The organism is Roseateles sp. (assembly GCF_039595295.1).
Classification (GTDB): Bacteria; Pseudomonadota; Gammaproteobacteria; order Burkholderiales; family Burkholderiaceae_C; genus Roseateles.
In genome coordinates this window covers 1-22,007 of sequence record NZ_JBCNLU010000052.1, presented here as the reverse complement: position 1 = coordinate 22,007, position 22,007 = coordinate 1, and the positions used below count along the sequence as shown (strand labels likewise).

The window sequence follows — 22,007 nt, the reverse complement described above, 5'->3', positions numbered from 1 at the left end:
AGCATCTGTACGCGACCGCCTTCGAGGTGGATCCGGTGTGGCTGGTCGAAGCCGCCGCGCGTCGCCAGAAGTGGATCGACCAGGCGCAGAGCCTGAACATCTACATGGCCGGCGCGTCGGGCAAGCGTCTCGACGAGACCTACAAGCTCGCGTGGCAGCGCGGTCTGAAGACCACGTATTACCTCCGCACCATGGGCGCGACGCATGCCGAGAAGAGCACCGTGCAGAACGCCGGTCAGCTCAACGCGGTGAGCAGCGGCGGCGGCATGAGCGCATCGGCGCCGGTCGCTGCGGTGCCGATCGCTGCGGCAAGTGTTGCGGCAATGCCGAGCGCGAGCGCACCGGAACTCGGCGATGCGACGCCGGCGACGGACGTGACGTTCTGCGCCATCGACGACCCGGGTTGCGAGGCCTGCCAGTAAGTTGAGAAGGAGGTGTCCGCGCGCTTCGCGCCGACACCTCCGACGCTCGCGATGCGAGTGTTCATCGATGTTTGCGGCGATCGGCCGATTTTTCGGACACGCGCGCAAGCGATCGATGAACGCTTGATCTGAGAGCCGCTCCGGCTTCATTCGCGCCGCTCATCGGCGCGATTCCGCGCCCATCAAGAGGCGCGCAGCACACGGTCCCGCGCATCGAATGCGATGCGGACCAGCAACAGCGAAGCGGCGTCAAAGTCAAGAAGTCCTTTGTGTTTGAACACAACACTCCGATAATCCGCGACCATAGGAAGACCACCATGCTGGTTTGGGAAGAAGACCGTAAGCCCTCGAGCAACGCGCCGTCGCACGGCGCACCGATCAACGCAGCCACTGCCGCCAACGCCGCAGTCGCGCGTGAGTCGTCTGTCCCCGCAGCCGGCATGAGCACCGCGTCCTCCGCGAGCGCCGACACGCGCCGCGTCAACGTCGCCGACAAGCGCATCATCAACGGCCAGACCGACGTCAATCAGCTGGTCCCGTTCAAGTACAAGTGGGCGTGGGAGAAGTACCTCGCCACCTGCGCGAATCACTGGATGCCGCAGGAAGTGAACATGTCCCGCGACATCGCGCTGTGGAAGGACCCGAACGGTCTGACCGAGGACGAGCGCCGCATCATCAAGCGCAACCTCGGCTTCTTCGTCACCGCCGACTCGCTGGCCGCCAACAACATCGTGCTGGGCACGTACCGCCACATCACGGCGCCCGAAGCCCGCCAGTTCCTGCTGCGCCAAGCGTTCGAAGAAGCGATCCACACGCACGCGTATCAATACATCGTCGAGTCGCTGGGTCTGGATGAGAGCGAGATCTTCAACGCCTATCACGAGGTGAAGTCGATCCGCGACAAGGACGAATTCCTGATCCCGTTCATCGACGCGATCATGGATCCCAACTTCGTGACGGGCACTCCCGAGAACGACCAGACGCTGCTCAAGTCGCTGATCGTCTTCGCGTGCCTGATGGAAGGCCTGTTCTTCTACGTCGGCTTCACGCAGATCCTGGCGCTGGGTCGTCAGAACAAGATGACCGGCGCGGCCGAGCAGTACCAGTACATCCTGCGCGACGAGTCGATGCACTGCAACTTCGGCATCGACCTGATCAACCAGATCAAGCTCGAGAACCCCCACCTGTGGACGCCCGAATTCCGCGCGGAGATCAAGGCGCTGTTCCAGCAGGCCGTGGAGCTCGAGTACCGCTACGCTGAAGACACCATGCCGCGCGGCGTGCTGGGTCTGAACGCGGCGATGTTCAAGGGCTACCTGCGCTACATCGCGAACCGTCGCGCGACCCAGATCGGTCTGGAGGCGCTGTTCCCGAATGAAGAGAATCCGTTCCCGTGGATGAGCGAAATGATCGACTTGAAGAAGGAACGCAACTTCTTCGAGACGCGGGTCATCGAATACCAATCGGGCGGCGCCCTGTCCTGGGATTGAGATCCCAAGCCAGAGCGACCCTCGAAGCACGTTTGTTTTTGAAGAAGAGATCAAGCTTGGCGATGCGAGACCTGACCGACGCAGAAGCGGCGGGCACGCATCGCAACCGAATTCATCGCACCGCGCAGCGCAACTCCCGCGCGGCGTGGGCGATGAATACCTGCACCGGCATCAACCGGTTGATGACGGGCAGGGCTATTTCCACTTGATCAAGGAGAACTGAAATGGCAACTGCGAAGAAGGCCGCTCCGGCCAAGAAAGCCCCGGCCAAGAAGGCCGCCGCTGTGAAGAAGGCTCCGGCCGCCAAGAAGGCCGCTCCGGCCAAGAAGGCTGCTCCGGCGAAGAAGGCTGCTCCGGCGAAGAAGGTGGCTGCCGCCAAGAAGGCCGCTCCGGCCAAGAAGGCTGCTGCTCCGAAGAAGGCCGCTGCCGTGAAGAAGGCCGCTCCGGCCAAGAAGGTCGCTGCCGCCAAGAAGGCTGCTCCGGCGAAGAAGGTCGTGGCCGCCAAGAAGGCTGCTCCGGCCAAGAAGGCTGCTGCTCCGAAGAAGGCCACCGCTGCCAAGAAGCCGCCGATCAAGGCTGCTGCCAAGGCCGCCAAGCCTGCCGCGAAGCCGGCTGCCAAGAAGGCCGCTGCGAAGCCCGCTGCCAAGAAGGCCGCCGCGCCCAAGGCCGCTGCCAAGCCCGCTGCAAAGAAGGCTGCTGCCCCCAAGGCCGCTGCCAAGCCTGCCGCGAAGCCTGCTGCCAAGAAGGCTGCTGCGCCCAAGGCCGCCAAGCCTGCCGCTGCCCCGGCTGCCAAGCCTGCCGCTGCGCCGGCCCCGGCCGCCAAGACCGCGCTGAGCCCGCAAGCCGCGTGGCCCTTCCCGACCGGCAACAAGCCCTGAGCTTGAGCGATGACCGGGCCTTCGGGTCCGGTTCATCCCAGCCCTCCAAACCCGGCGCAAGCCGGGTTTTTTCTTTGGGGAGCCGGAGCGCCTTGGCTCAGGGGTAGAAGAGCTCGACCGAGTAGCCGCTGATCTTCTGCGCGCCGCTGTCGAAGACCAGCTGCAGCTGCTGATCCGCGCCGGCAGGCAGCGCGACACGGCCGGCCTGCATCTCCGTCGGCGACAGCATGCGTCGCACGACGAGCTGTCCCGTGGCGTCCGTCAGGCTCAGGTCGACCCAAGGCTGGGCGACCTCCCAGCCGCTGCGATTGCGCAGGCTGAGGCTGAAGCGGTACTGGTTGCCGGCACCGGCGGGGTTGAGGCTGCTGCTCTCGACGCTGAGGGCCTCGATGTGGCGCCAGGGCTGGAGCTCCTGACCCATCGCTCGCGAGAGCGAGCTCAACGCCGGTCGAGTGGCCGGGTACTGCGCGGCGATCGCCTCCCGGCCGTGCCACGCGAGTTGCGCGATCAGACCCAGCGCGAGCAGCGTCGCGACGCCGCCCAGCGCCACGCGCACGCCCGGACGCTGCCAGCGCTGCGCGGCTTCGGCCTGGCGCATGAAGCTGGGCACCGGCGTGGTGGACGCGGCCGTGTGGGCGGATGCCCCAAAGCCCGGCGCCTCGCTCGTCGCGGTGGGCGCATGGAGCGCGGCGGCGGCCATGAGCTCCGACTCGGTCGCCAGCTCCGTCATCGTCGTCTCGGCCGCATGCGTCGCCGGCGACTTCTTCTCGCGGCGCCAGCGCTTGAACGGATTCCACGAGCGCTTGGGCTTGGCGATCAGCGCCGCGCGCTGCGCTTCCGCGAATGCGTCCTCGTCGCCGGCCAGGATGGACGTGGTCGGCTCCATGGACGGTTCCTGCGCTTCGAGCTGCGCAGCGGTGGCTGGGCTCAGCGCCAGCGTCACGTCGGGCCGGTCGTCGTCCAGCATCGGCGGCGGCAGCTCGTCCTCCTCGAAGCGCATGCCCTTGGGCTCGGGCAGATGGGCGCGAGGATCGAGGGCGGGCTCGGGTGCGGGCGAGTCCAGGAAGGGCTCGCGGCGTTGCTCGAAAGACTCCTCGTCGAAACCGGTGGCATTGAAGCGCGAGGCGTGCGCGGGCGGGTCCTCGGCATACAGCTCCTCGTCGCTGACCTGGCGCGGCGGAGCGAAGGGGTTCAGGTCCTCGTCGTCGGCGGCGAGCCAGGAATCGCGCGCCTCTTGGCGTGGCTCATGGCGTGGCTCATGGCGTCGGTCGTGAGGCGTTTCGTAGGCAGGCTCGGGCGCGTGCTGCGGCTCGGGTGCGTAGGCCGACGCGGGCGGCTCATGCGCGGCGGGCTCGTGCGACGACGGCTGGAATGACGAGGGTTGATAAGCCGGCGCCGGCGCGGGCCGCGGCGGCTCGGGCAGCGGTGCCGGCTGGCTGGGCTGGAACTGGCCTTGATAGGGCTGATAGGGAGGTTCCGGCGCGGGCCGGTGCGCGACGGGCGCCGGCGCCACGGGCGCTTCGGCGCTGGTCGGCGGCCAGGGCGGCGGGCTGTCGCGCTCGAGGTCGAACAGCTGCTCGCGGGCATCGAACACCTCGGCGCAACGGCCGCAGCGCACCCAGCCTTCGGAGACGCGCAACTGGTCCTGGACCACCCGGAAGATGGTGCCGCAGGTGGTGCAGCGGGTCGCGAGATTCATGGGCGCGATGATGCCATGGAGCCAGGGTCAGTCCTTGCCGTGAACACCCCCATCCGCCCTCGATCTCAAGTCGCGCGGCGCGCCGTCATCAGGATCCAGCCGTCCTCGCTGTCGGCGACGTCGAGCTGGACGTAGGGTGCGTAGGCCGCCTTGAGCTCGTCGGCCTGGCGTTCCAGGATGCCGGCCAGCACCAGATGGCCGCCGGGCGCGAGGTGGCTGCACAGCAGCGGCGCCAGCAGTTTCAGCGGCGTGGCCAGGATGTTGGCCAGCACAATGGGGTACTCGCCCTGCGCGGCGTCGGGCAGCGCGGCGTTCAGCGTCACGCCGTTGTCCTTGGCGTTCTGGACCGAGGCGGTCACCGCGGCCGGATCGATGTCGACCGCGTCGATGTGCTTGGCGCCGAACAGGCCAGTCGCGATCGCGAGGATGCCGGAGCCGCAGCCGTAATCCAGCACGCGCTGCCAGCCCGCGGCTTCCGCGCCATGGCCCGCGATCCAGCGCAGGCACATGCGCGTGGTCGGATGCGTGCCGGTGCCGAAGGCCAGGCCCGGATCCAGCCGCATGACGTGCTTGGCTTGCGCGGGCGCCTCATGCCAGGACGGGACGATCCAGAACTCGGGTGTGATCTCCACCGGCGCGAACTGCGATTGGGTCAGCCGGACCCAGTCCTGCTCCGCCACCGCCTGGATGGTCTGCACATGCACATCGGTGGCCCAGTCCTGCGCGAGCAGCAGCGTGGCGGCCTCGGTCGCCTCGGCCTCGGTCGCGAACAGCGCCTTCACCACCGAGCGTTCCCAGCCCGGCTTGGGCGCGGGCATGCCGGGCTCGCCGAACAGCGCGTGCTCGGCGGGCGTGTCGGCGTCGGCGTCCTCGACGGACACGGCCAGCGACTCGACCTCCATCAGCGCGTCGCTCACGGTCTCGACGTCTTCCTCGCGGCAGATCAGCACGAGCTCATGCAGCAGGGACGGGTTGGGGGTGTGTTCGCTCATGGCGGCTCCGGGACGGCGATGCGCTCAGCAGGCATCGGCGGATGAGGGGATCAGGGAATCAAAAAAGGACAAGCCCTCAAGGCGGACCTGCGTCCGCGCTTGAGGGCCTTGCATTGTCGCTCAGCGAGCGACAGGGCCGTGATCGACAGCCTGTGTCGATCAGCGCTTGTGCGCCGCCATCCACTGCTCCAGATAGTGGATGTCGGTGCCGCCTTCGATGAACTTGGCGTCGGCCATCAGTTCGCGGTGCAGCGGGATGTTGGTCTGGATGCCTTCGACGACGGTCTCCGACAGCGCGATGCGCATGCGGGCCAGGGCCTGCTCGCGGGTGTCGCCGTGCACGATGATCTTGCCGATCATCGAGTCATAGTTCGGAGGGACGAAGTAGTTCGTGTACGCATGCGAGTCCACGCGCACGCCGGGGCCGCCGGGCGGGTGCCACATCGTGATGCGGCCCGGGGACGGGATGAACTTCACCGGGTCCTCGGCATTGATGCGGCACTCGATCGAGTGGCCGCGCATCGTGATGTTGCGCTGCGTGAAGGGGAGCTTCTCGCCGGCGGCGATGCGGATCTGCATCTGCACGATGTCGATGCCGGTCACCAGCTCGGTCACCGGATGTTCCACCTGCACGCGGGTGTTCATCTCGATGAAGTAGAACTCGCCGTTCTCGTACAGGAATTCAAACGTCCCTGCGCCGCGGTAACCCATCTTCTTGCAGGCGGCGGCGCAGCGGTCGCCGACGCGCTCGATCAGGCGACGCGGGATGCCGGGCGCCGGCGCTTCCTCGATGATCTTCTGGTGACGGCGCTGCATGGAGCAGTCGCGCTCGCCCAGCCAGACGGCGTTCTTGTGACCGTCGGCCAGCACCTGGATCTCCACGTGACGCGGATGCTCCAGGAACTTCTCCATGTAGACCTGCGGATTGCCGAAGGCCGCGGCCGCTTCGGCCTTGGTCATCTGCACCGCGTTGACCAGGGCGGCCTCGGTGTGGACCACGCGCATGCCGCGTCCGCCGCCGCCGCCGGCGGCCTTGATGATCACCGGATAGCCGACCGCGCGGGCGATGCGGACGATCTCCTTCGGGTCGTCGGGCAGGGCGCCTTCGGAGCCGGGCACGCAGGGGACGCCGGCCTTGATCATGGCCTGCTTGGCCGAGACCTTGTCGCCCATCGTGCGGATGTTTTCCGGCGTCGGGCCGATGAAGGTGAACCCGCTGCGCTCGACGCGCTCGGCGAAGTCGGCGTTCTCGGACAGGAAGCCGTAGCCGGGGTGGATCGCTTCGGCGTCGGTGACTTCGGCCGTCGCGATGATGGCCGGCATCGACAGATAGCTCTGGGCGGACGGAGCGGGGCCGATGCAGACGGCCTCGTCGGCCAGCTTCACGTACTTCGCGTCGCGGTCCGCTTCCGAATACACGACGACCGACTTCACGCCCAGCTCGCGGCAAGCGCGCTGGATGCGAAGAGCGATCTCGCCGCGATTCGCGATGAGGATCTTCTTGAACATGTTGGGGGCCGCCTTACTCGATGACGATCAGCGACTGGCCGAATTCCACCGGCTGACCGTTCTCGGCCAGGATCTTGACGATCGTGCCGGACTTGTCGGCTTCGATCTCATTCATGATCTTCATCGCCTCGATGATGCAGATCGGGTCGCCTTCCTTGACCTGCTGGCCGACTTCCGCGAAGGGCTTGGCGTTGGGGCTGGAGGCGCGATAGAAGGTGCCGACCATCGGCGACTTGACGATGTGGCCGGTCTCGGCGGCCGGCGCCGGCGCGGCGACGGGCGCCGGGGCGGCTGCGGCCGGAGCGGCCTGTGCCGCCGGCGGGGCGACCATCTGCGGCGCGGCCTGCATCATCGGCATGGCCGCCACGACGGGCTGGCCATCGGACTTGACGATGCGCACCTTGCCGTCGGCTTCGGTGATTTCAAGTTCAGAGATGTTCGACTCGGACACCAGGTCGATCAGGGTCTTGAGCTTGCGCAGATCCATACGGTTTCTCCAACGGGGATCGGTTGTGGTCTTCGAAGGGGTCTTCTCGCGGCCGCGGGGCCGTGCGTCTCAGGACGGTCGACGCTGGCTCTGCGCGAACTGCAATGCGTATTGCAGCGCCAGACGGTAACCCGCCGGGCCGAGGCCGCAGATGACGCCCACGGCGAGGTCCGACAGGTAGCTGTGATGCCTGAAGGATTCCCGCTTGTGGATGTTGGACAGGTGCACTTCAACGAACGGAACGGCCACCGCCGCCAGCGCGTCGCGAATCGCGACGCTGGTGTGCGTGTAGGCCGCCGGATTGATGATGATGAAGCGCGTCCCGTCGCGCCCGGCCGCCTGGATGCGGTCCACCAGAGCCCCTTCATGGTTGCTCTGATAGCTCTCCAGAGCTACGCCGGCTTCCTGCGCGATCTGCCGCAGATCGTCGTCGATCTGCGCCAAAGTGGTCGCGCCGTAGACCTCGGGCTCGCGAGTGCCGAGCAGATTGAGGTTGGGGCCGTGTAGTACCAGAACTTGCATTCAGCGACCGGTCCTGCCATTTAGAGCGAAGACACTAGAAGCGTAAAAGGGTGGACTTTACGCCTTTTGGCTCCAGATCCCGGCGGCTTCCCAAAAATAAATGGCTTGACCTGGGTTGGGGCGACGGCTATGGCCGGAGCCCCTCCCTTCCTGGGGTTGACCCGAGGTCGGGAAGCGGTCAGACCTGAACGCCCCGCGCCATCTCGCGCAATTCTTCGAGGTGGGTCGCGCCAAGTTTGCGCCAGATCGGTTCGCCTTGCGGGCCGAAGGCGACGGTAAATGGAAGTCCGCCTTTGCTGTTGCCCAGGGTCTTGGACAGGTCGGTCCCGGTCAAGCCGGCCAGCACGACCGGGAACTTCAGCGGCAGCTTCTCGAGGAAACCGCGCACCGGCGTCGGCGCGTCCACTGCGAGTCCCAGGACCTGCCAGCCTTTGGCCGCGAACTCGTCGTGGAACTGGTTGATCTCCGGCAGCTCCTTGACGCAGGGCGCACACCAGGTTGCCCAGAAGTTCAGCAGCAGCGGCTTGCCGCGCAGATGCTGGGCCGGCTGGTAGGTGGACTGGTCCAGGCTGTCGAAGCTGGCATTCCAGAAGGCGGCGGCTTGCGCCGACAGCGGGCCGGTCGGGGCAGCAGCGCCGACGCCCGGCCCGCCATGCCCATGGCGCAGGGCGAGATACGCACCCGCTCCCGCAGCCGCCAGACCGGCGGCGCCCAAACCCAAGATCGCGCGTCGTTGCATCACTCGTCCTTCGTCGTATCCGTATCCAGCAATTGGCGCAGCGCCGCAAGGTCGCCGCGTTCGGTCCGACCCCGCGCGTCGGGCTTGAGCGCGCCGCGCTGGTCGTTGTAATCCAGGATGGTCAGCGCGATGGGGATGTGCTCCTTCAGCGCGGGGCAGGGGACATCGAGGATGAGCTGGTCCACCGTCTGACCGCGCGCATTGCGGGCCTGGCCGACGTCGTAATCGATCCCCTGGTTGAGCAGCGCGATCTCCGCCGATTTGCTGTCATCGCAATACAGCTGGAGATGGATGTTGGACAGCCGGGTCGCGGTGCCGCGCCAGACGGCGCCGCTCAGGTGGGGGCGGAACTCGGCCAGGCGCTCCATCCAGACGGCGGCCAGCTCGCGCAGCGCGCGCAACTCGTCGGGCTGGGTATCGGCGCAGAAGAGGGCCAGATAGTCGCGGACCTGGTCCTCCAGCTCGTCATTGCTGGGCAGCGCGGTGCGGGCGGGCAGGCCCAGCGTCTTCAGCGCGCGGGTCTTGGCGGGGCCGTATTCCAGGCCTTCTTCCACCACCAGCCGGGCGGCCGTGGCGGCGATTTCGGTCGTCAGTTCTGGGGTCATGGCCTTCTCTCGGGACGCGGACGGAAGTCCGGACAGGTCTGCCGGGGCTGCGCGCAGCCCGCCTCACGGCGGCGCGGGTCGCTCAGGGTATCTCGACCGCGCCCATCCGGGCCTCGATGGTGCCAGCCCGGCTCATCACGTAGGGCGAGCTGGGGCGTTTCTCGAACCGCTTGGGCGCGGGCAGCATCACCGCGAGCCGGGCCGCCTGATTCGGTCCGAGCCGCTCCGCGTCGACGCGGAAGTAATGGCGCGCCGCTGCCTGCGCCCCGAACACGCCTTCGCCCCACTCGACGTTGTTCAGGTAGATCTCGAGGATGCGGTGCTTGCCGAGCAAGGTCTCCAGCATGTAGGTCAACGCGATCTCCTGGCCCTTGCGGAGGAAGGTCCGCTCGGCGCTGAGGAACAGGTTCTTGGCCAGTTGCTGGCTGATGGTCGAGCCGCCGATGACTTTGGGGACCGGCGGCGGCTTGTTGGGGGCGACCTTGGCGAGGCGGGCGGCGCGCTTGTCGGCCTGCTCCTGCGCCTTCTGGTTCTTGTCCAGGGCCTTCTGGATCGCGTCCCACTCGACGCCGCCGTGCTCCATGAAGCCGGCGTCCTCGCTGGCGATGACGGCGCGCTTGAGGTGCTTGCTGATCTGGTCGTCGTCCACCCATTCCTGGGACCAGAGAATCTGGTGCTTCTCGCGCGCCAGGCGCAGCGCCTCGGAGCGTTGGAAGGTGGTGGACTGGGGAGCCACCACGGTCATCACGGCGATGCGGGCGAGGAAGTAGAGCTGCAGGCAGACGATGCTGACGAGCAGCATGCCGACCAGACGCCAGACCTGCTGCTTCATGCGGCGGACTCCAGCTTGCGGCGCAGCTCGGCCAGCACGGGGGCGCTGTCCGGGCGCACGCCGCGCCAGACCAGGAAGGCCTCGGCGGCTTGCTCGACCAGCATGCCCAGGCCGTCGCGTCGCGCGCCGCCGGGACCGGACTGCGCGTCCGCCCAATCCAGGAAGACCGCGGCGGAGGGGCCGTACATCATGTCGACCGCCAGTCCGCCTGGGGCCAGCACCGGCGCGCCGGTATCGGGCAGCGGCACGCCGGCGCCGCTGAGCGAGGCGCTGGTGCCGTTGATCAGCACCTCGTGCGGACCCTTGGGTGCGGCATCGTCGAGCGCGCCGGCGCTCAGCGCGACGCCGTGCTCGTCGGCCCACGCGCGGTGACTGTCGACCAGCGCGCGCGCCTTGTCCGGGCTGCGGTTGACGATGCGGATCTCGGCCGGGCGGGCCGAGATCAGGCTGCCAAGCACGCCGGCGGAGGCGCCACCCGCGCCGATCAGCAACACGCGCAGGCCGCGCAGCGGCCGGGCGGCATTGCGTTCGATGTCGGCGACCAGGCCGGCGCCGTCGGTGTTGTCGCCCAGCCAGCCGCCGTCGGCCGCGGCGTCGAAACGCAGCGTGTTGACCGCGCCGGCCAGACGCGCGCGCGGGGTCAGGCGTTGCGCGAGATTGAACGCCTCGAACTTGAAGGGCACGGTGACGTTGCAGCCGCGCGCGCCGGCCGCGACGAAGCCGCGGATCGTCGCCTCGAAATCGTCCAGCGGGCAGAGCAGACGCTCATAGACCAGCGTTTGAGCGGTCTGCGCGGCGAAGGCGGCGTGGATCTCGGGCGAGCGGCTGTGCGCGACGGGGTTGCCGGCGACCGCATAGCGGTCGAGCGGAGCAGCAGAAGCAGCAGAAGCAGCGGAAGCAGCGGAAGCGATGGGGGAGTGGGAGGCGGCGCTCATGGCTCTCTATATAGAGGAGGCTGAGAGGAGGTCGTGAGGTCGTGACGGACGCGAACGTCGGAGCTCACGCTCAGGACGGCTGAGGCGCGCTCAGTGTTGTCTCCACGCTCTCGTCGCGGTTGAAGCGGAAGCGGAAGGACATCACCAGGATCTCGGCGCCGCGGCGCATCTCGGTCGTGAACTGGCCGAAAGGCGCGGCGGCTCGCACGATCGCGACGGCGCGGCGGTCCAGCACATTGTTGCCGGAGCTCTGCACGATCTCGGTGTCGACGACACGGCCCCGGTAGTCGACCTGGATGTTCATCGTCAGCTCGCCATAGAGCTTGCGGCCTTGATAGGACGGGAAGTCGCGCGTGCCGCGGGTCTCGATGCGGCGGCGCAGCTGGTCGTAATAGACCGCATGGACCGTCTCGCGCGTGGCCGGGCTGACGTAGCGCTTCTTGGGCCGCGCGTTCTCGACGTTCACCCGCTTCTCGATCTCGGCCAGGGTCTGGACCAGCTGGCGGCGATGCTCGGCGATCTGGCGGCCCTCGACGGTGCTCTTGTCGCGGATGGGGTCGGGCGGCGGCAGCATCGCCAGCTGGCGCCGCAGCTGCGTGAGCAACTGCTCCTGCACCTGCTGCAGCTGCTGGATCTGGCTGTGCTCGCGCTCGATGCTGTCGCCGGTTTCCTCCAGCGGGGAGGGCGCCATCGGCGAGGTCGCCCGCACGTTGGCGGCCAGCTCGCCGCCGCCGGCCAGACTGGCCTGCGCGAGCGCCTGCGCCTTGTCCGGCGCGGTCTGACCGCGCGCGTTCACCAGCACGACCTCGAGCGCCTCGTCCTGGAAGATCCGGTTGAACTGCTCCGGCGCGACCAGCTTCAGCGCGCCCAGGCCCAGATGCACGCCGGCCGAGAAGATCAGGGCGTAATGCAGGACGCTGAGCTTGGGCATCGTGGTCGCGAAGGGATCAGGACGCGGTCGGCGCGGCGGGGGCTTCGGCGCCGTCCTCGTTGACGTCGATCGCCAGCGTCAGCACGCCGGCCGGTTCCTCGTCCTCCTCGGACTCGGCATCGGCGCCGGCTTGGGCATCGGCGGCCTCGGCGTCCAGGCGCTCGACCAGGTTGGCGTGCACGTCCAGCGTCAGCTCATCCAGGCCGGTGATGCGAACCTTCACATGGCTGTTGCGCGGCAGGTTCTCGCAGCCCAGGGCGCGGAACACCAGCGGCAGCGTGTCGGCGCGCACCAGGCCGTCCTTGAGCACGGCGGCGGTCAGCTCGGTGATGTCGTTCTGCTGCAGATACTTCAGCGTCCAGTAGCGCTCGATGCCGGACTGGAAGCCGTTGTAGGCGCTGTAGGCGGCGTCGAAGCCCGAGATGATGGAGAACAGCTGCGCGTCCTTGGGCTTGAACGGCGCAGCCAGCGCGGCGGTCTTGCCGTGACGGGCGCAGGCGATGATCTGCCACTGGTTGACCAGGTCGACATAGCGGCGCAATGGGGAGGTTGCCCAGGTGTATTGCGAGACGCCCATGCCCGCGTGCGGCGCCGGCTTGGTGCCCATGCGGACCTTCATGCCCGGCGCCAGGCTGGCCTGGCTGCGGTAGATGCCCGGCACGCCGCATTCGGCAAGGATGCCGCCCCAGCTGGAGTTGGCCAGGATCATCGCCTCGGCCACGATCAGGTCCAGCGCCGTGCCGCGGGCGCGCGTCGAGATCGCGACCTGTTCGCTGCCATCGGGCTCGCGGCCGTCGTTGCCTTCCAGCCGGAAGTTGTAGTCCGGACGGTTGAAGGTCTCGGGCTTGCCGCGCACGATCTCGCGCTTGGCCTTGAGGTCCTTGGCCAGGCGGTAGGCGAAGGCCAGCTCCGCCGCGAAATCGTAATCGGCCGGGGCCGCGCCGGTCAGCGTCGCGTCGGTGATGACGTCGTCGAGCTTGTCGTGGCGCAGGTTGGCGGCGATGGGCACGCGCTCGAGCTTGGTCTCGCGCGCGGTGATCTCCAGCGTCGCCTCATCCATGGTCAGGTAGATGCTGACGGCGGGGCAGTCGCGGCCCTCGATCAGCGTGTAGGCCTGCACCACGTCGTCCGGCAGCATGGTCAGCTTCCAGCCCGGCATGTAGACGGTCGAGAAGCGGTCGCGAGCGACCTTGTCCACGGCCGAGTCCGGCTGGATCGCCAGGCCCGGCGCGGCGATGTGCACGCCGAAGACCACGGTGCCCGTTCCCAGGCCCTGGACCGACAGCGCGTCGTCGATTTCCGTCGTCTGCGAATCGTCGATCGAGAAGGCGCGCACGGGCGCGAGCGGCAGCTCTTCCTTGATCTCGGGCGCGCTGAGCGCGGGGAAGCCCGTGCCCTTGGGGAAGTGTTCGAAGAGGAAGCGCTTCCAGTGGAACTGATAGGGGCTGGCGATGGCGCCGGCGTCCTTGAGCAGGTCCAGCGGCGCCTTCTGGCTGCGCTTGGCGGCCTCGACCACGGCCTTGTACTCGGGGCCGTTCTTGTCGGGGCGGAACAGGATCTTGTAGATCTGCTCGCCGATGGGGGCCGGGCACTGGCCTGCGGCCAGTTCGGCGGCCCATTGCTCGATCTGGGCGGCGATCTGCTTCTTGCGCTCGATGCCCAGCAGGGCGGCCTTCACCGTTTCCGCGGGCGCCTTCTTGAACAGGCCCTTGCCCATGCGGCGGAAGTAATGCGGGGCCTCGAACAGCCGGAACAGCGCGCCGGCCTGCTGGCTCAGCGTCGCCTTGGCGTCGAAGTAGTCGCGGGCCAGGTCGGCGAAGCCGAACTCGCCTTCGGGCGCGAACTCCCAGGCCAGGTCGAGGTCGATCTCCTCGGACAGGCGTTGGCCGTCCGCGATCAGCTCGGCCGGCGAGGGCTTGTCGAACTTGATGAGGACATGCGCGGCTTTCACTTTGACGCGCTTGCCCGAATCGAGCTCGATCTGAATCGAGGATTCGGCTTCGGACAGGATGCGGCCGGCGAGGAATTTTCCGGCGTCTTCGAACAGGGCAAACATAGCGGCGGGATTGTCGCTGAAAGGGAGGGGCGCTCAGTCGGGCGTGTGGTGACCGGGTGTCAAGCGGCGGTCACGGCCTTTTCGCATACTTGCCGCGCCCATGCCACCGCGCTTTCACACCCTCATCGCCGCGCAGTTCTTTTCCGCGCTGGCGGACAACGCGCTCCTCATCGTCGGCATCGCGCTGCTGCGCGAGATGGGCCAGCCCCTCTGGTGGGCGCCCCTGCTCAAGCTCTGCTTCACCCTGGCCTACGTCGGTCTGGCGCCGGTGGTGGGCCTGATCGCCGACGCCTGGCCCAAGGTCGCGCTGATGAGCTGCATGAATGGTCTGAAGGCGATCGGCGTCGGCCTGATGGCGCTGGGACTGGATCCGCTGATCGCCTTCGGCATCGTCGGCACCGCCGCGGCCTGCTACGCCCCGGCCAAATACGGCCTGATCACCGAGATCGTCCCGCCGAGCAAGCTCGTCGCTGCCAACGGCTGGATCGAGGTCTCGGTCGTGTGCTCGGTGCTGCTGGGCACGTTGGTGGGTGGTCTGCTGGTGAGCCCCTGGTGGATGGCGCAGGCCGCGAGTCTGGATGTGGCGCATCCGCTGACGGTGTCGCTGTGCGCGCTGCTGGGCGTGTACGCGCTCGCCGCGCTGCTGCAGTTGCGCGTCCCGGAGAGCGGCATCGGCTACCCCAAGGCGCCACGCCGCCCGCGCGCGATCCTGCGCGATTTCTACATCTCCAACGCCGCGCTATGGCGGGACCGTCTGGGCGGTCGCCTGTCGCTGTCGATGACGACGCTCTTCTGGGGTGCCGGCGCGACCCTGCAGCTCGCGGTCTTGCAATGGGCGCAGGACGTGTTGGGTTTGCGCCTCAGCCAGGGCGCCTACCTGCAGGCCACGGTGGCGGTGGGCGTGGTCGCCGGCGCCGGTCTGGCGGGACGCTGGATCGCGCTGCACCACTCGCTCAAGGTGATGCCCTTGGGATTGATGCTGGGCGCGCTGATGCTGGGCACCCCCTGGGTGACGTCGCTGGGCTGGGCGTTGCCCGCGATGGTGCTGGTCGGCGCGGTGGGCGGCGCGATGGTCGTCCCGATGAATGCCTTGCTGCAGCACCGTGGTGTGCAGATCCTGAGCGCGGGCCGTTCCATCGCCGTGCAGGGGTTTAACGAGAACCTGAGCATCCTGTTGATGCTGGGCAGCTACGCGATTCTCCAGGCCGTGGGCGTTCCGCTGGTCTGGCTGATGAGCGGTCTGGGCCTGTTCGTCTGCCTGTGCGTCCTGCTGCTGATGGGCTGGGGCCGATTCTCCGCGGATGGAGCTCGAAGCGAGCCCGGCGCGGGGTGTCCTGAAGCGCAAGCGGGGCACGCGAAGCGTGCATCGTGAACTGACTGGGCGCAGACTGTTTGACCGCAGCGAGCCGGAGGTGAGCGCAGGGAGTTGGGCGCCCTCCCGCGGCTGAGGGTCACCCCGCGCCGGGCTTGCTTCGAGCGGGTGCTCGGTCCCCGCATCGAGGGCAAAGAAAAGCTCAGAGCGCCCCTGTTGCCGTCATCCCTGACAGCTGGGATCCGGCCCGCAGCGCGATGCTGGTGCCGTCGATGGCGGACGCGTAGACCTGTTCGATGCCTTGAACGATGCCGTCCCACCCGAGCGAGTCCGCGGTATCCCGTGCCAGGGCGCTCATGGCGCGAAGACGTGGCAGGTCGTCCAGCAGCGCCAGGGTCCGTGCCCGGAAGGCTGCCGAATCGTTGAACGGTGCGAGTCCGCCGTTCACGCCGTCACGCACGAGCAAAGCTGCCGCCGCGTACTGGAAGGCCATCACCGGCAGTCCGCTGGAGAGGGCTTCCGGCGTCACGTTCCCGTAGGTTTCGGTGATGGACGGGAAGACGAAGAGATCGCCGCTGGCATAGCAGGTAGCCAGCTGGTCCCCATGCCGCATCCCCGCGAACACCACGTTGGACGACGGCGGCAACTGCTGCTCGAGCTCCGCCCGCGCGGGGCCGTCGCCCACCAGCAACAGCCGCGCGCGCGGATGGCGTTGTCGGACCGCCGGCCAGAGCTCGGCGATCAGCTGAAGATTCTTCTCGGCCGCAAGGCGTCCGACATGCAGCAGCACCGGATCGCCCGGCGCCGCGCCCCAGCTCTCGCGCAGCGCCTCGCTGCGACGCCCCGGATGGAAGAGCTGCGTATCCACCCCGCGCGCGATCACGCTGACGTGTCGGAAGCCCTGCGCCATCAACTCGCCCGCCAGCGCCGCATTCGGCACCATCGTGCTGTGGCAGCGGTTGTGGAACTTGCGCAGATAGGCCAGCAGCGGCCGGCGCAGCCAGCCGATGCCGTAATGCTGGGCGTAGGCATGGAAGTTGGTCCGGAACTCCGAGACCACCGGCAGCTTGAGCTGCCGCGCCGCCTGCAGTGCCGACCAGCCCATCGGTCCTTCCGTTGCGATGTGCACCACGTCCGGCCGGCGGTTGGCCCAGAGATTGACCAGCGTGCGCTTGGACACCACCCCCATGCGCAGATGCGGATACCGCGGCACCGGCAGCCCGCGCATCAGCACCTCGTCCACCGGGGCTTCCTGCGGAACGGGCATCCCTGCCGGCGCCTGCCGCGGCCGCAGCAGCTGCACCGCGTGGTCGCGTGCCTGTAGCCCCTTCACGACGCACGCGATGCTGCGCGCCACGCCGTTCACCTCGGGCGGATAGGTCTCCGTCACCACGGCCACCCGGAAATGGCGCTGGCGGGTGGGGAGCTCGTCGACTTCGAGTTCGATCGGCGGGGTCGTCATGGCGCGGATGATGGTCGCCGATCGCAACAGTTCTGTGACGGCCTCGACCGTCACGCGCCTGAAACAGCGCATCGACACAGTCGCCACGCGTTCGTCATCGACGCATCACCGCGACATCACGCGATTGCCATCGATGACCGGCACGCTCACCCGCTCACACCTGGACGAGGCCCGCATGAAAGACTTCCTGGCACTCCTGAATGAACAGCGTTGGGACGACCACCGCTACTACCACCATTGCCGCATCAACCAGTCGCTGCATCTGCTCAGCGCCTGCTGCTTCGTGATCGCCTACGGCCTGCTGCTGGTCGATCCCGCGTGGGCTGCGCTGCTCGCCTGGGGCGTCTCGATGACCAGCCGCCAAGCGGGTCACTTCTTCTTCGAGCCCAAGGGCTACGACGAAGTGAACCAGGCCACGCATGAATACAAGGAAGCGATCAAGGTCGGCTACAACCTGCGCCGCAAGGTCGTGCTGATGGGGCTGTGGGCCGCCTCGCCGGTGCTGCTGTGGCTGCAGCCGGGGCTGTTCGGCGTGTTCGAGCCGGCCACCGGTTTTGCCGACTACCTGCACCAGCTGGGTCTGGTGTGGTTCTGGATCGGCGCGGGCGGCCTGGTGTTCCGCGTCCTGCAATTGGCCGTGACCCGAGACCTGCGCACCGGTCTGGCCTGGGCGACCAAGATCATCACCGACCCCTTCCACGACATCATGCTGTACCGCCACGCGCCGCTGCACCTGCTGCGCGGTGAGCGCATGGACCCGATGCTGTGGTCGCGCGGCGATGGGCACAATGCCGTGAACGGCGAACAGGCCGCCTGACTCGAGAGGGACGACGCGTGACGGTCCGCTGCGGCGGATCGTCCAGAAGCGCGGGGATGGGCGGCTGGACGGCGGATCTCGAGGATCCGGCCGCGCCCGCCGACCAGAAGGAGTTCCCGCATGTTTTTGAAAGAGCGGCGCCCAAGGGCGCCGATGTCCTTGCCGTCGCCGCGCGTGATCGCGTCGGCCGCGGTGTGCGCGGCGGCCGTACTGATGGCCGGCTGCGCCAGCGTGATGCCCAACACTGGGAATCAGCGCGTGGTGGGTGGCCCCATCGTCTACACCAAGGTGGGGCACGGAGCGCCGACCATCGTCCTGCAATCGGGCCTGGGCGACGGCCGAGACCCGTGGATCCCGGTGCTGAGCCAGCTGCGCGAGCATTACAGCGTTTTCGCCTACGACCGGCCGGGTTACGGAGAGAGCACCGGCTCGTCGCCGCGGCCGCGCAATCCCTGCGGCATCGCGACCGAGCTGCATGAGCTGCTGCAGAGCGCGGGCGTCAAGCCGCCGTATGTGCTGGTGGGACACTCGATCGGCGGGTTGTACCAGTACGCCTACTCGCGGCTGTATCCGGACGAGGTCGCGGGCATCGTGCTCGTCGACGCGACGCATCCGATGCATCTGCGCCGCATGCAGGTCGAGGTCCCCATCATGGCCAACATGCTGGAGAGCATGAGCCGGCGTGTGTTCCGCGGAACGATGCAGGTGGAGTTCAACCTGCAGCAGGAGTGCGTGGACGCGCTGCTGCAGAAGCCGCGCCCCGACGTGCCGGTGCGGGTGCTGACGCGGACGGTGTATTCGCCGATGGAGGCGGCCAGCGGTTTTGAGACCATGGTCCACGGGCTGGAGCCGAACTGGCTCCCGCTGACTGGGGCGAAGGGCTTGCAGCCGGTGGAAGGGGCGGGCCATTACATCCAGCGGGACAAGCCGGAAGTGGTCGTCGCCGCGATCGAGGCGGTGACGAAGGAGGCGCAACAGCGCGAGGCCGCGAAGACGGGTGAGGGGGCTCAAGCGGCGGCATCGCCGGCATCCTCTCCATTGGCGCCGGCCTCCGCCGCAGCATCGGCGTCCACCGCGCAGCGCTGAGGGCGGATCAGGCGACGCTCTTGTCCTCCTTGTCCTTGCCTGGAAACAGTCCGCGGATCACGCCGAGGAAGGCCGCCAGCACGCTGACGGTCACGCCCTTGGCCAGCAGCTCGCCTTGAAACGCGTCCAGCTCGTTCGGGCCGGCGACCTTTGGTCTGCTGGGGCCGGTCATGACGTCCGAGCGAAGCGCAGGGCGGGCAACCGTCTTCGGGCCCTTCCAGTCATTGATGATGCGCGGCGTCATGTGATCGTCGGGTCGAGACGAATGGCTTCATTCGGGATCGCCTCACACAGCACGCTCCCTTGCGACCACGCCGATCCGGGTAGATGGGTCATGTCGGACAGCACCCTCGGGCTGAGGTGTCCGTAGGAGCCGATGATGGCGTCGATCAGTTCCCAGGTGTTCTCGTCATCCTCTCGCAGCACGGGTACCTTCCACTCGTAGCGCGAGTCCGATCCCCCGAGGATTCGAATCGTCTGGCCGACGATGCGCTCGTCGTAATCCTTCAGCTGGTAATAGACCGACGGCAGGATGGGACCGTTCTCTCGACGAGTGAAGATCTCGTCGATCAAGGGCTCGCCCACGACCTTGAGGTACCAGGCTTGCGTGAAGAACAGAAGCTTCTGGAGCTTCATCGGCGTGAGGCCGGGCAGGCGGCCTTCCAAACCGCGTTTGATGAACGCGTTGGCGACAGAGAATGCCGAGTACATCGAGTGACTCCTCCAGACACGTCCCATGCGACGGCACGGGGCAGATCGAGAAGTCTAGAAATCGCTCCTCGCCAAAGACAGGGGGAGGCTCTGACATCCGTCAATGAAGGCCGGAAGTTCCGGCTTCGGAGGGAGCGGCGCACGAGGCAGCCCTTCCTCCGGGGGAGTCGCGTCAGCGGCGATTCAGCGCCGCGTTCCGGAGTCTCGTCCTCTTACCCCCGCAGCCCCAGCGTCTCCATCAGCAGCCGGCGCTTGATCGCCTTGTTGCTGTCCATCTCGGGACCGGTGCTCCACCAGCCGCCGTCACGCATCGCGCGCGAGGCGGCGACCACGCGCCGCAGGACCTCGTCGAAGTCGGCCTCGCTGAAGTCCAGGCTGAAGATCATCCGGCCCGTGCCCACCCAGCTCAGCGCCAGACCTTGCTCGCGCAGGAAGAACTGGAGCATCCAGTTGTAGCGCGAGGGCTGCGTGTAGTAGAGCGTCCAGATCGACGACATGTTGGCCGCGCGCACCGGAAGCCCCTCCGCCTCGAGCGCCGCGTTCAAGCGCGCGCGGCGCGCATCCTGCTGCTCGTCCTGATCGGCGAGCTGGCGCTGGCGCTCCGGCGTTTCCAGCGCGTCCAGGAAGACCGACATCGCGCCCATCACGTAGGGATGCGTGTTGAAGGTCCCGCGCGCGAAGCAGATGTCCGCCGGCCGTTCCTCGCGATAGCGCTTCATCCACGCCGCGCGGCCGCACACCACGCCCACCGGCAGTCCGCCGCCCAGCGTCTTGCCGTAGGTCACCAGATCGGCGCGCACGCCGAAGTAATCCTGCGCGCCGCCCGCGCCCAGGCGGAAGCCCATGAAGACCTCGTCGAAGATCAGCGCGATGTTGCGCTCGGTGCAGACCTCGCGCAGCTGCTTCAGCCAGGCGGCATAGGCCGCCCGGTCGTAGGACGCGCGGCGCGAGCTGTCCACCAGCGAGCCGTCGCCCGGCGCCGGCTTGTTGGGATGCAGCGCCTGCAGCGGATTCACCAGCACGCAGGCGATGTCGCGTCGCGTGCGCAGCACCTGCAGGCTGCGTTCATGCATGTCGCGCAGCGTGTAGGTGCGCTCGGCCGGCAGCGGATTGCCCGGACCCGGCTGGGCCTCGTCCCACCAGCCGTGATACGCGCCGCAGAAGCGCACCAGGTGCGTCCGCCCCGTGTGATAGCGGGCCAGCCGCACCGCCTGCATGACGGCCTCCGTGCCCGACATGTGGAAGGACAGCTGGTCCATCCGCGCATGGCCCAGGATGCGCCGCGTGTTCTCCTCCACCAGCGGGTGGTAGACGCCCAGCACCGGCCCGAGCTTGTCCACCCGCTTCGCGCCCTCGGCGATGCAGTCGCGATAGAAGTCGTAGCCGAAGAGATTCACTCCGTAGCTGCCGGCCAGATCGATGAAGCGCTCGCCGTCGGCGTCGGTCAGCCAGTGGCCCTCGGCGGCCGTCATCACGGGGCCGAGCGGCAGCTCCTTCTGCACCAGCGGGCTGAAGGGCGGCGGCACGCGGTAGGTGCTGGTGAACTGCAGATCCGGCAGCGAGGGCTTCATCGCCTGCGTCGTGGCGATGCTTCGCGCGTGGCGGCGCTTGAGCGTGGCCGACAGCGCGCCGAAGCTGGCGCGGCGGCGGTCGACGATCTCGGTCGAGGCATCGTCGGCGTCGAAGAAGCGCTGCTCGTCGAAGCGCTGCGTCGGCATCAGCCGCGCCAGCCGCACCGCCATGCGCGAGTGCCCCGCCAGCGAGGGATGCTTGGCGCGCGACAGCTGCAGTCGGCGCCAGCCGGTCGGCGCGTAGTACAGGGCCGCCAGGCCCAGCGCCGCCGCGGCGACGGGCAGCAGATCGAAAGTGAAGATCGACGTCGACATGGGCATGGGCCTCCGGAGCCTCGTTCTGCTGTCACACAGCATTGGCAAATTGCGCAGATATGTATCCGACGGAATTGACATGTCCATGAAATTGGCTCGCTGGCGCGACCGTCTGACCCAACAGGAATCGCTCAACTTCCTGCTCACCAATCGCGTACCCCGTCTGGCGCTGACGCGCTTCATGGGCTGGTACGCGGCCCTCGAGTCCCCGCTGCTGACGCGCCTGAGCGTCGCGATCTGGCGGCTCTTCACCGACCTGGATCTGAGCGAGGCGCAGACGCCGGCGCGCGGCTACCGCTCGCTGCGCGAGGTCTTCACGCGCCGGCTCAAGCCGGGCATGCGCCCCATCGATCCGACGCCAGGGACCCTCGTCAGCCCCTGCGACGCCATCGTCGGCGCGCACGGCCCGGTCATGCGCGGCATGGCGCTGCAGGCCAAGGGCATGGACTACCGGATCGCCGAACTCTTCGGCGACGCGACCCGCGCCGCGCCCTATCTGAACGGGAGCTACCTGACGCTGCGGCTGACCTCGTCCATGTACCACCGCTTCCACGCGCCGGCCGACCTGCGCATCGAGCGCGTCACCCACATCGCCGGCGACACCTGGAACGTCAATCCGATCGCGCTCAAGCGCGT

The 22,007-nt window shown here is 67.9% G+C and carries 22 protein-coding genes and 1 pseudogene; 8 read left to right on the top strand and 15 right to left on the bottom strand.

The genetic code is table 11. The features are described from left to right. From ABDW59_RS22625 to ABDW59_RS22610, 4 genes and pseudogenes are all read left to right on the top strand, one after another. Window positions 1-422: pseudogene (locus ABDW59_RS22625) on the top strand (ribonucleoside-diphosphate reductase subunit alpha); the annotation flags it as partial. A 317-nt stretch (window positions 423-739) separates the two neighbouring features. Then, window positions 740-1,912 (top strand): ribonucleotide-diphosphate reductase subunit beta, encoded by a 1,173-nt coding sequence (locus ABDW59_RS22620; RefSeq protein WP_343633394.1) that lies wholly within the window; start codon window positions 740-742, stop codon window positions 1,910-1,912. A 62-nt stretch (window positions 1,913-1,974) separates the two neighbouring features. Next, window positions 1,975-2,121: a hypothetical protein gene (locus ABDW59_RS22615; RefSeq protein WP_343633392.1), complete on the top strand. Its 147-nt coding sequence runs from the start codon at window positions 1,975-1,977 to the stop codon at window positions 2,119-2,121. Window positions 2,122-2,136: 15 nt separating this feature from the next. After that, a complete protein-coding gene (locus tag ABDW59_RS22610) occupies window positions 2,137-2,790 on the top strand; it encodes a histone (protein ID WP_343633390.1) in 654 nt (217 codons plus the stop codon). A 97-nt stretch (window positions 2,791-2,887) separates the two neighbouring features. Here the strand turns inward: ABDW59_RS22610 and ABDW59_RS22605 are convergent, their stop codons facing one another. From ABDW59_RS22605 to ABDW59_RS22555, 11 genes are all read right to left on the bottom strand, one after another. Continuing rightward, entirely contained in the window at window positions 2,888-4,489 is a 1,602-nt protein-coding gene (locus ABDW59_RS22605; RefSeq protein WP_343633388.1) for a DUF3426 domain-containing protein, read from the bottom strand. 65 nt (window positions 4,490-4,554) lie between these two features. Further along, window positions 4,555-5,451: a 50S ribosomal protein L11 methyltransferase gene (gene prmA / locus ABDW59_RS22600; RefSeq protein ID WP_343633396.1), complete on the bottom strand. Its 897-nt coding sequence runs from the start codon at window positions 5,449-5,451 to the stop codon at window positions 4,555-4,557. A gap of 189 nt (window positions 5,452-5,640) precedes the next feature. Then, the gene (accC, locus tag ABDW59_RS22595) at window positions 5,641-6,990 is read right to left on the bottom strand and encodes an acetyl-CoA carboxylase biotin carboxylase subunit (protein ID WP_067065625.1); all 1,350 of its coding nucleotides are present in this window, start codon (window positions 6,988-6,990) and stop codon (window positions 5,641-5,643) included. Window positions 6,991-7,003: 13 nt separating this feature from the next. Next, window positions 7,004-7,477: an acetyl-CoA carboxylase biotin carboxyl carrier protein gene (accB, locus tag ABDW59_RS22590; protein WP_343633384.1), complete on the bottom strand. Its 474-nt coding sequence runs from the start codon at window positions 7,475-7,477 to the stop codon at window positions 7,004-7,006. Between the two features lie 69 nt (window positions 7,478-7,546). Beyond that, entirely contained in the window at window positions 7,547-7,999 is a 453-nt protein-coding gene (gene aroQ, locus ABDW59_RS22585) for a type II 3-dehydroquinate dehydratase (RefSeq protein WP_343633382.1), read from the bottom strand. 178 nt (window positions 8,000-8,177) lie between these two features. Continuing rightward, entirely contained in the window at window positions 8,178-8,738 is a 561-nt protein-coding gene (locus ABDW59_RS22580) for a TlpA disulfide reductase family protein (RefSeq protein WP_343633380.1), read from the bottom strand. Further along, entirely contained in the window at window positions 8,738-9,343 is a 606-nt protein-coding gene (locus ABDW59_RS22575) for a hypothetical protein (protein ID WP_343633378.1), read from the bottom strand. The genes ABDW59_RS22580 and ABDW59_RS22575 overlap by 1 nt, the downstream gene beginning before the upstream one ends. Before the next feature lie 82 nt (window positions 9,344-9,425). Then, complete coding sequence (gene mtgA, locus ABDW59_RS22570; protein ID WP_343633376.1) at window positions 9,426-10,175, bottom strand: monofunctional biosynthetic peptidoglycan transglycosylase; 750 nt, start codon at window positions 10,173-10,175, stop codon at window positions 9,426-9,428. Further along, window positions 10,172-11,110, bottom strand: coding sequence for a shikimate dehydrogenase (aroE, locus tag ABDW59_RS22565; protein WP_343633374.1), 939 nt, complete (start codon window positions 11,108-11,110; stop codon window positions 10,172-10,174). The genes mtgA and aroE overlap by 4 nt, the downstream gene beginning before the upstream one ends. Window positions 11,111-11,180: 70 nt before the next feature. Beyond that, window positions 11,181-12,041 (bottom strand): TonB family protein, encoded by an 861-nt coding sequence (locus tag ABDW59_RS22560; RefSeq protein ID WP_343633372.1) that lies wholly within the window; start codon window positions 12,039-12,041, stop codon window positions 11,181-11,183. 16 nt (window positions 12,042-12,057) lie between these two features. After that, a complete protein-coding gene (locus ABDW59_RS22555; RefSeq protein WP_343633370.1) occupies window positions 12,058-14,097 on the bottom strand; it encodes an RNB domain-containing ribonuclease in 2,040 nt (679 codons plus the stop codon). Window positions 14,098-14,197: 100 nt separating this feature from the next. Between ABDW59_RS22555 and lplT the strand changes: the two genes are divergently transcribed. Then, complete coding sequence (gene lplT / locus ABDW59_RS22550; RefSeq protein WP_343633368.1) at window positions 14,198-15,469, top strand: lysophospholipid transporter LplT; 1,272 nt, start codon at window positions 14,198-14,200, stop codon at window positions 15,467-15,469. A 142-nt stretch (window positions 15,470-15,611) separates the two neighbouring features. Here the strand turns inward: lplT and ABDW59_RS22545 are convergent, their stop codons facing one another. After that, window positions 15,612-16,871: a glycosyltransferase family 1 protein gene (locus tag ABDW59_RS22545; protein ID WP_343633366.1), complete on the bottom strand. Its 1,260-nt coding sequence runs from the start codon at window positions 16,869-16,871 to the stop codon at window positions 15,612-15,614. Between the two features lie 133 nt (window positions 16,872-17,004). On the opposite strand from ABDW59_RS22545, the gene ABDW59_RS22540 reads away from it, so the two are divergent. Then, the gene (locus ABDW59_RS22540) at window positions 17,005-17,688 is read left to right on the top strand and encodes a hypothetical protein (protein ID WP_343633364.1); all 684 of its coding nucleotides are present in this window, start codon (window positions 17,005-17,007) and stop codon (window positions 17,686-17,688) included. A 120-nt stretch (window positions 17,689-17,808) separates the two neighbouring features. Then, a complete protein-coding gene (locus ABDW59_RS22535) occupies window positions 17,809-18,774 on the top strand; it encodes an alpha/beta hydrolase (protein ID WP_343633362.1) in 966 nt (321 codons plus the stop codon). Window positions 18,775-18,781: 7 nt separating this feature from the next. Here the strand turns inward: ABDW59_RS22535 and ABDW59_RS22530 are convergent, their stop codons facing one another. The 3 genes from ABDW59_RS22530 to ABDW59_RS22520 form a co-directional block, all read right to left on the bottom strand. Beyond that, entirely contained in the window at window positions 18,782-19,018 is a 237-nt protein-coding gene (locus tag ABDW59_RS22530) for a hypothetical protein (protein ID WP_343633360.1), read from the bottom strand. Next, a complete protein-coding gene (locus ABDW59_RS22525) occupies window positions 19,015-19,485 on the bottom strand; it encodes a Panacea domain-containing protein (RefSeq protein ID WP_343633358.1) in 471 nt (156 codons plus the stop codon). The genes ABDW59_RS22530 and ABDW59_RS22525 overlap by 4 nt, the downstream gene beginning before the upstream one ends. 212 nt (window positions 19,486-19,697) lie before the next feature. Beyond that, window positions 19,698-21,371 (bottom strand): aminotransferase class III-fold pyridoxal phosphate-dependent enzyme, encoded by a 1,674-nt coding sequence (locus ABDW59_RS22520; protein ID WP_343633356.1) that lies wholly within the window; start codon window positions 21,369-21,371, stop codon window positions 19,698-19,700. Window positions 21,372-21,450: 79 nt separating this feature from the next. Between ABDW59_RS22520 and ABDW59_RS22515 the strand changes: the two genes are divergently transcribed. Continuing rightward, the coding region (locus ABDW59_RS22515) for a phosphatidylserine decarboxylase (RefSeq protein WP_343633354.1) at window positions 21,451-22,007 on the top strand (557 nt) is incomplete at its 3' end.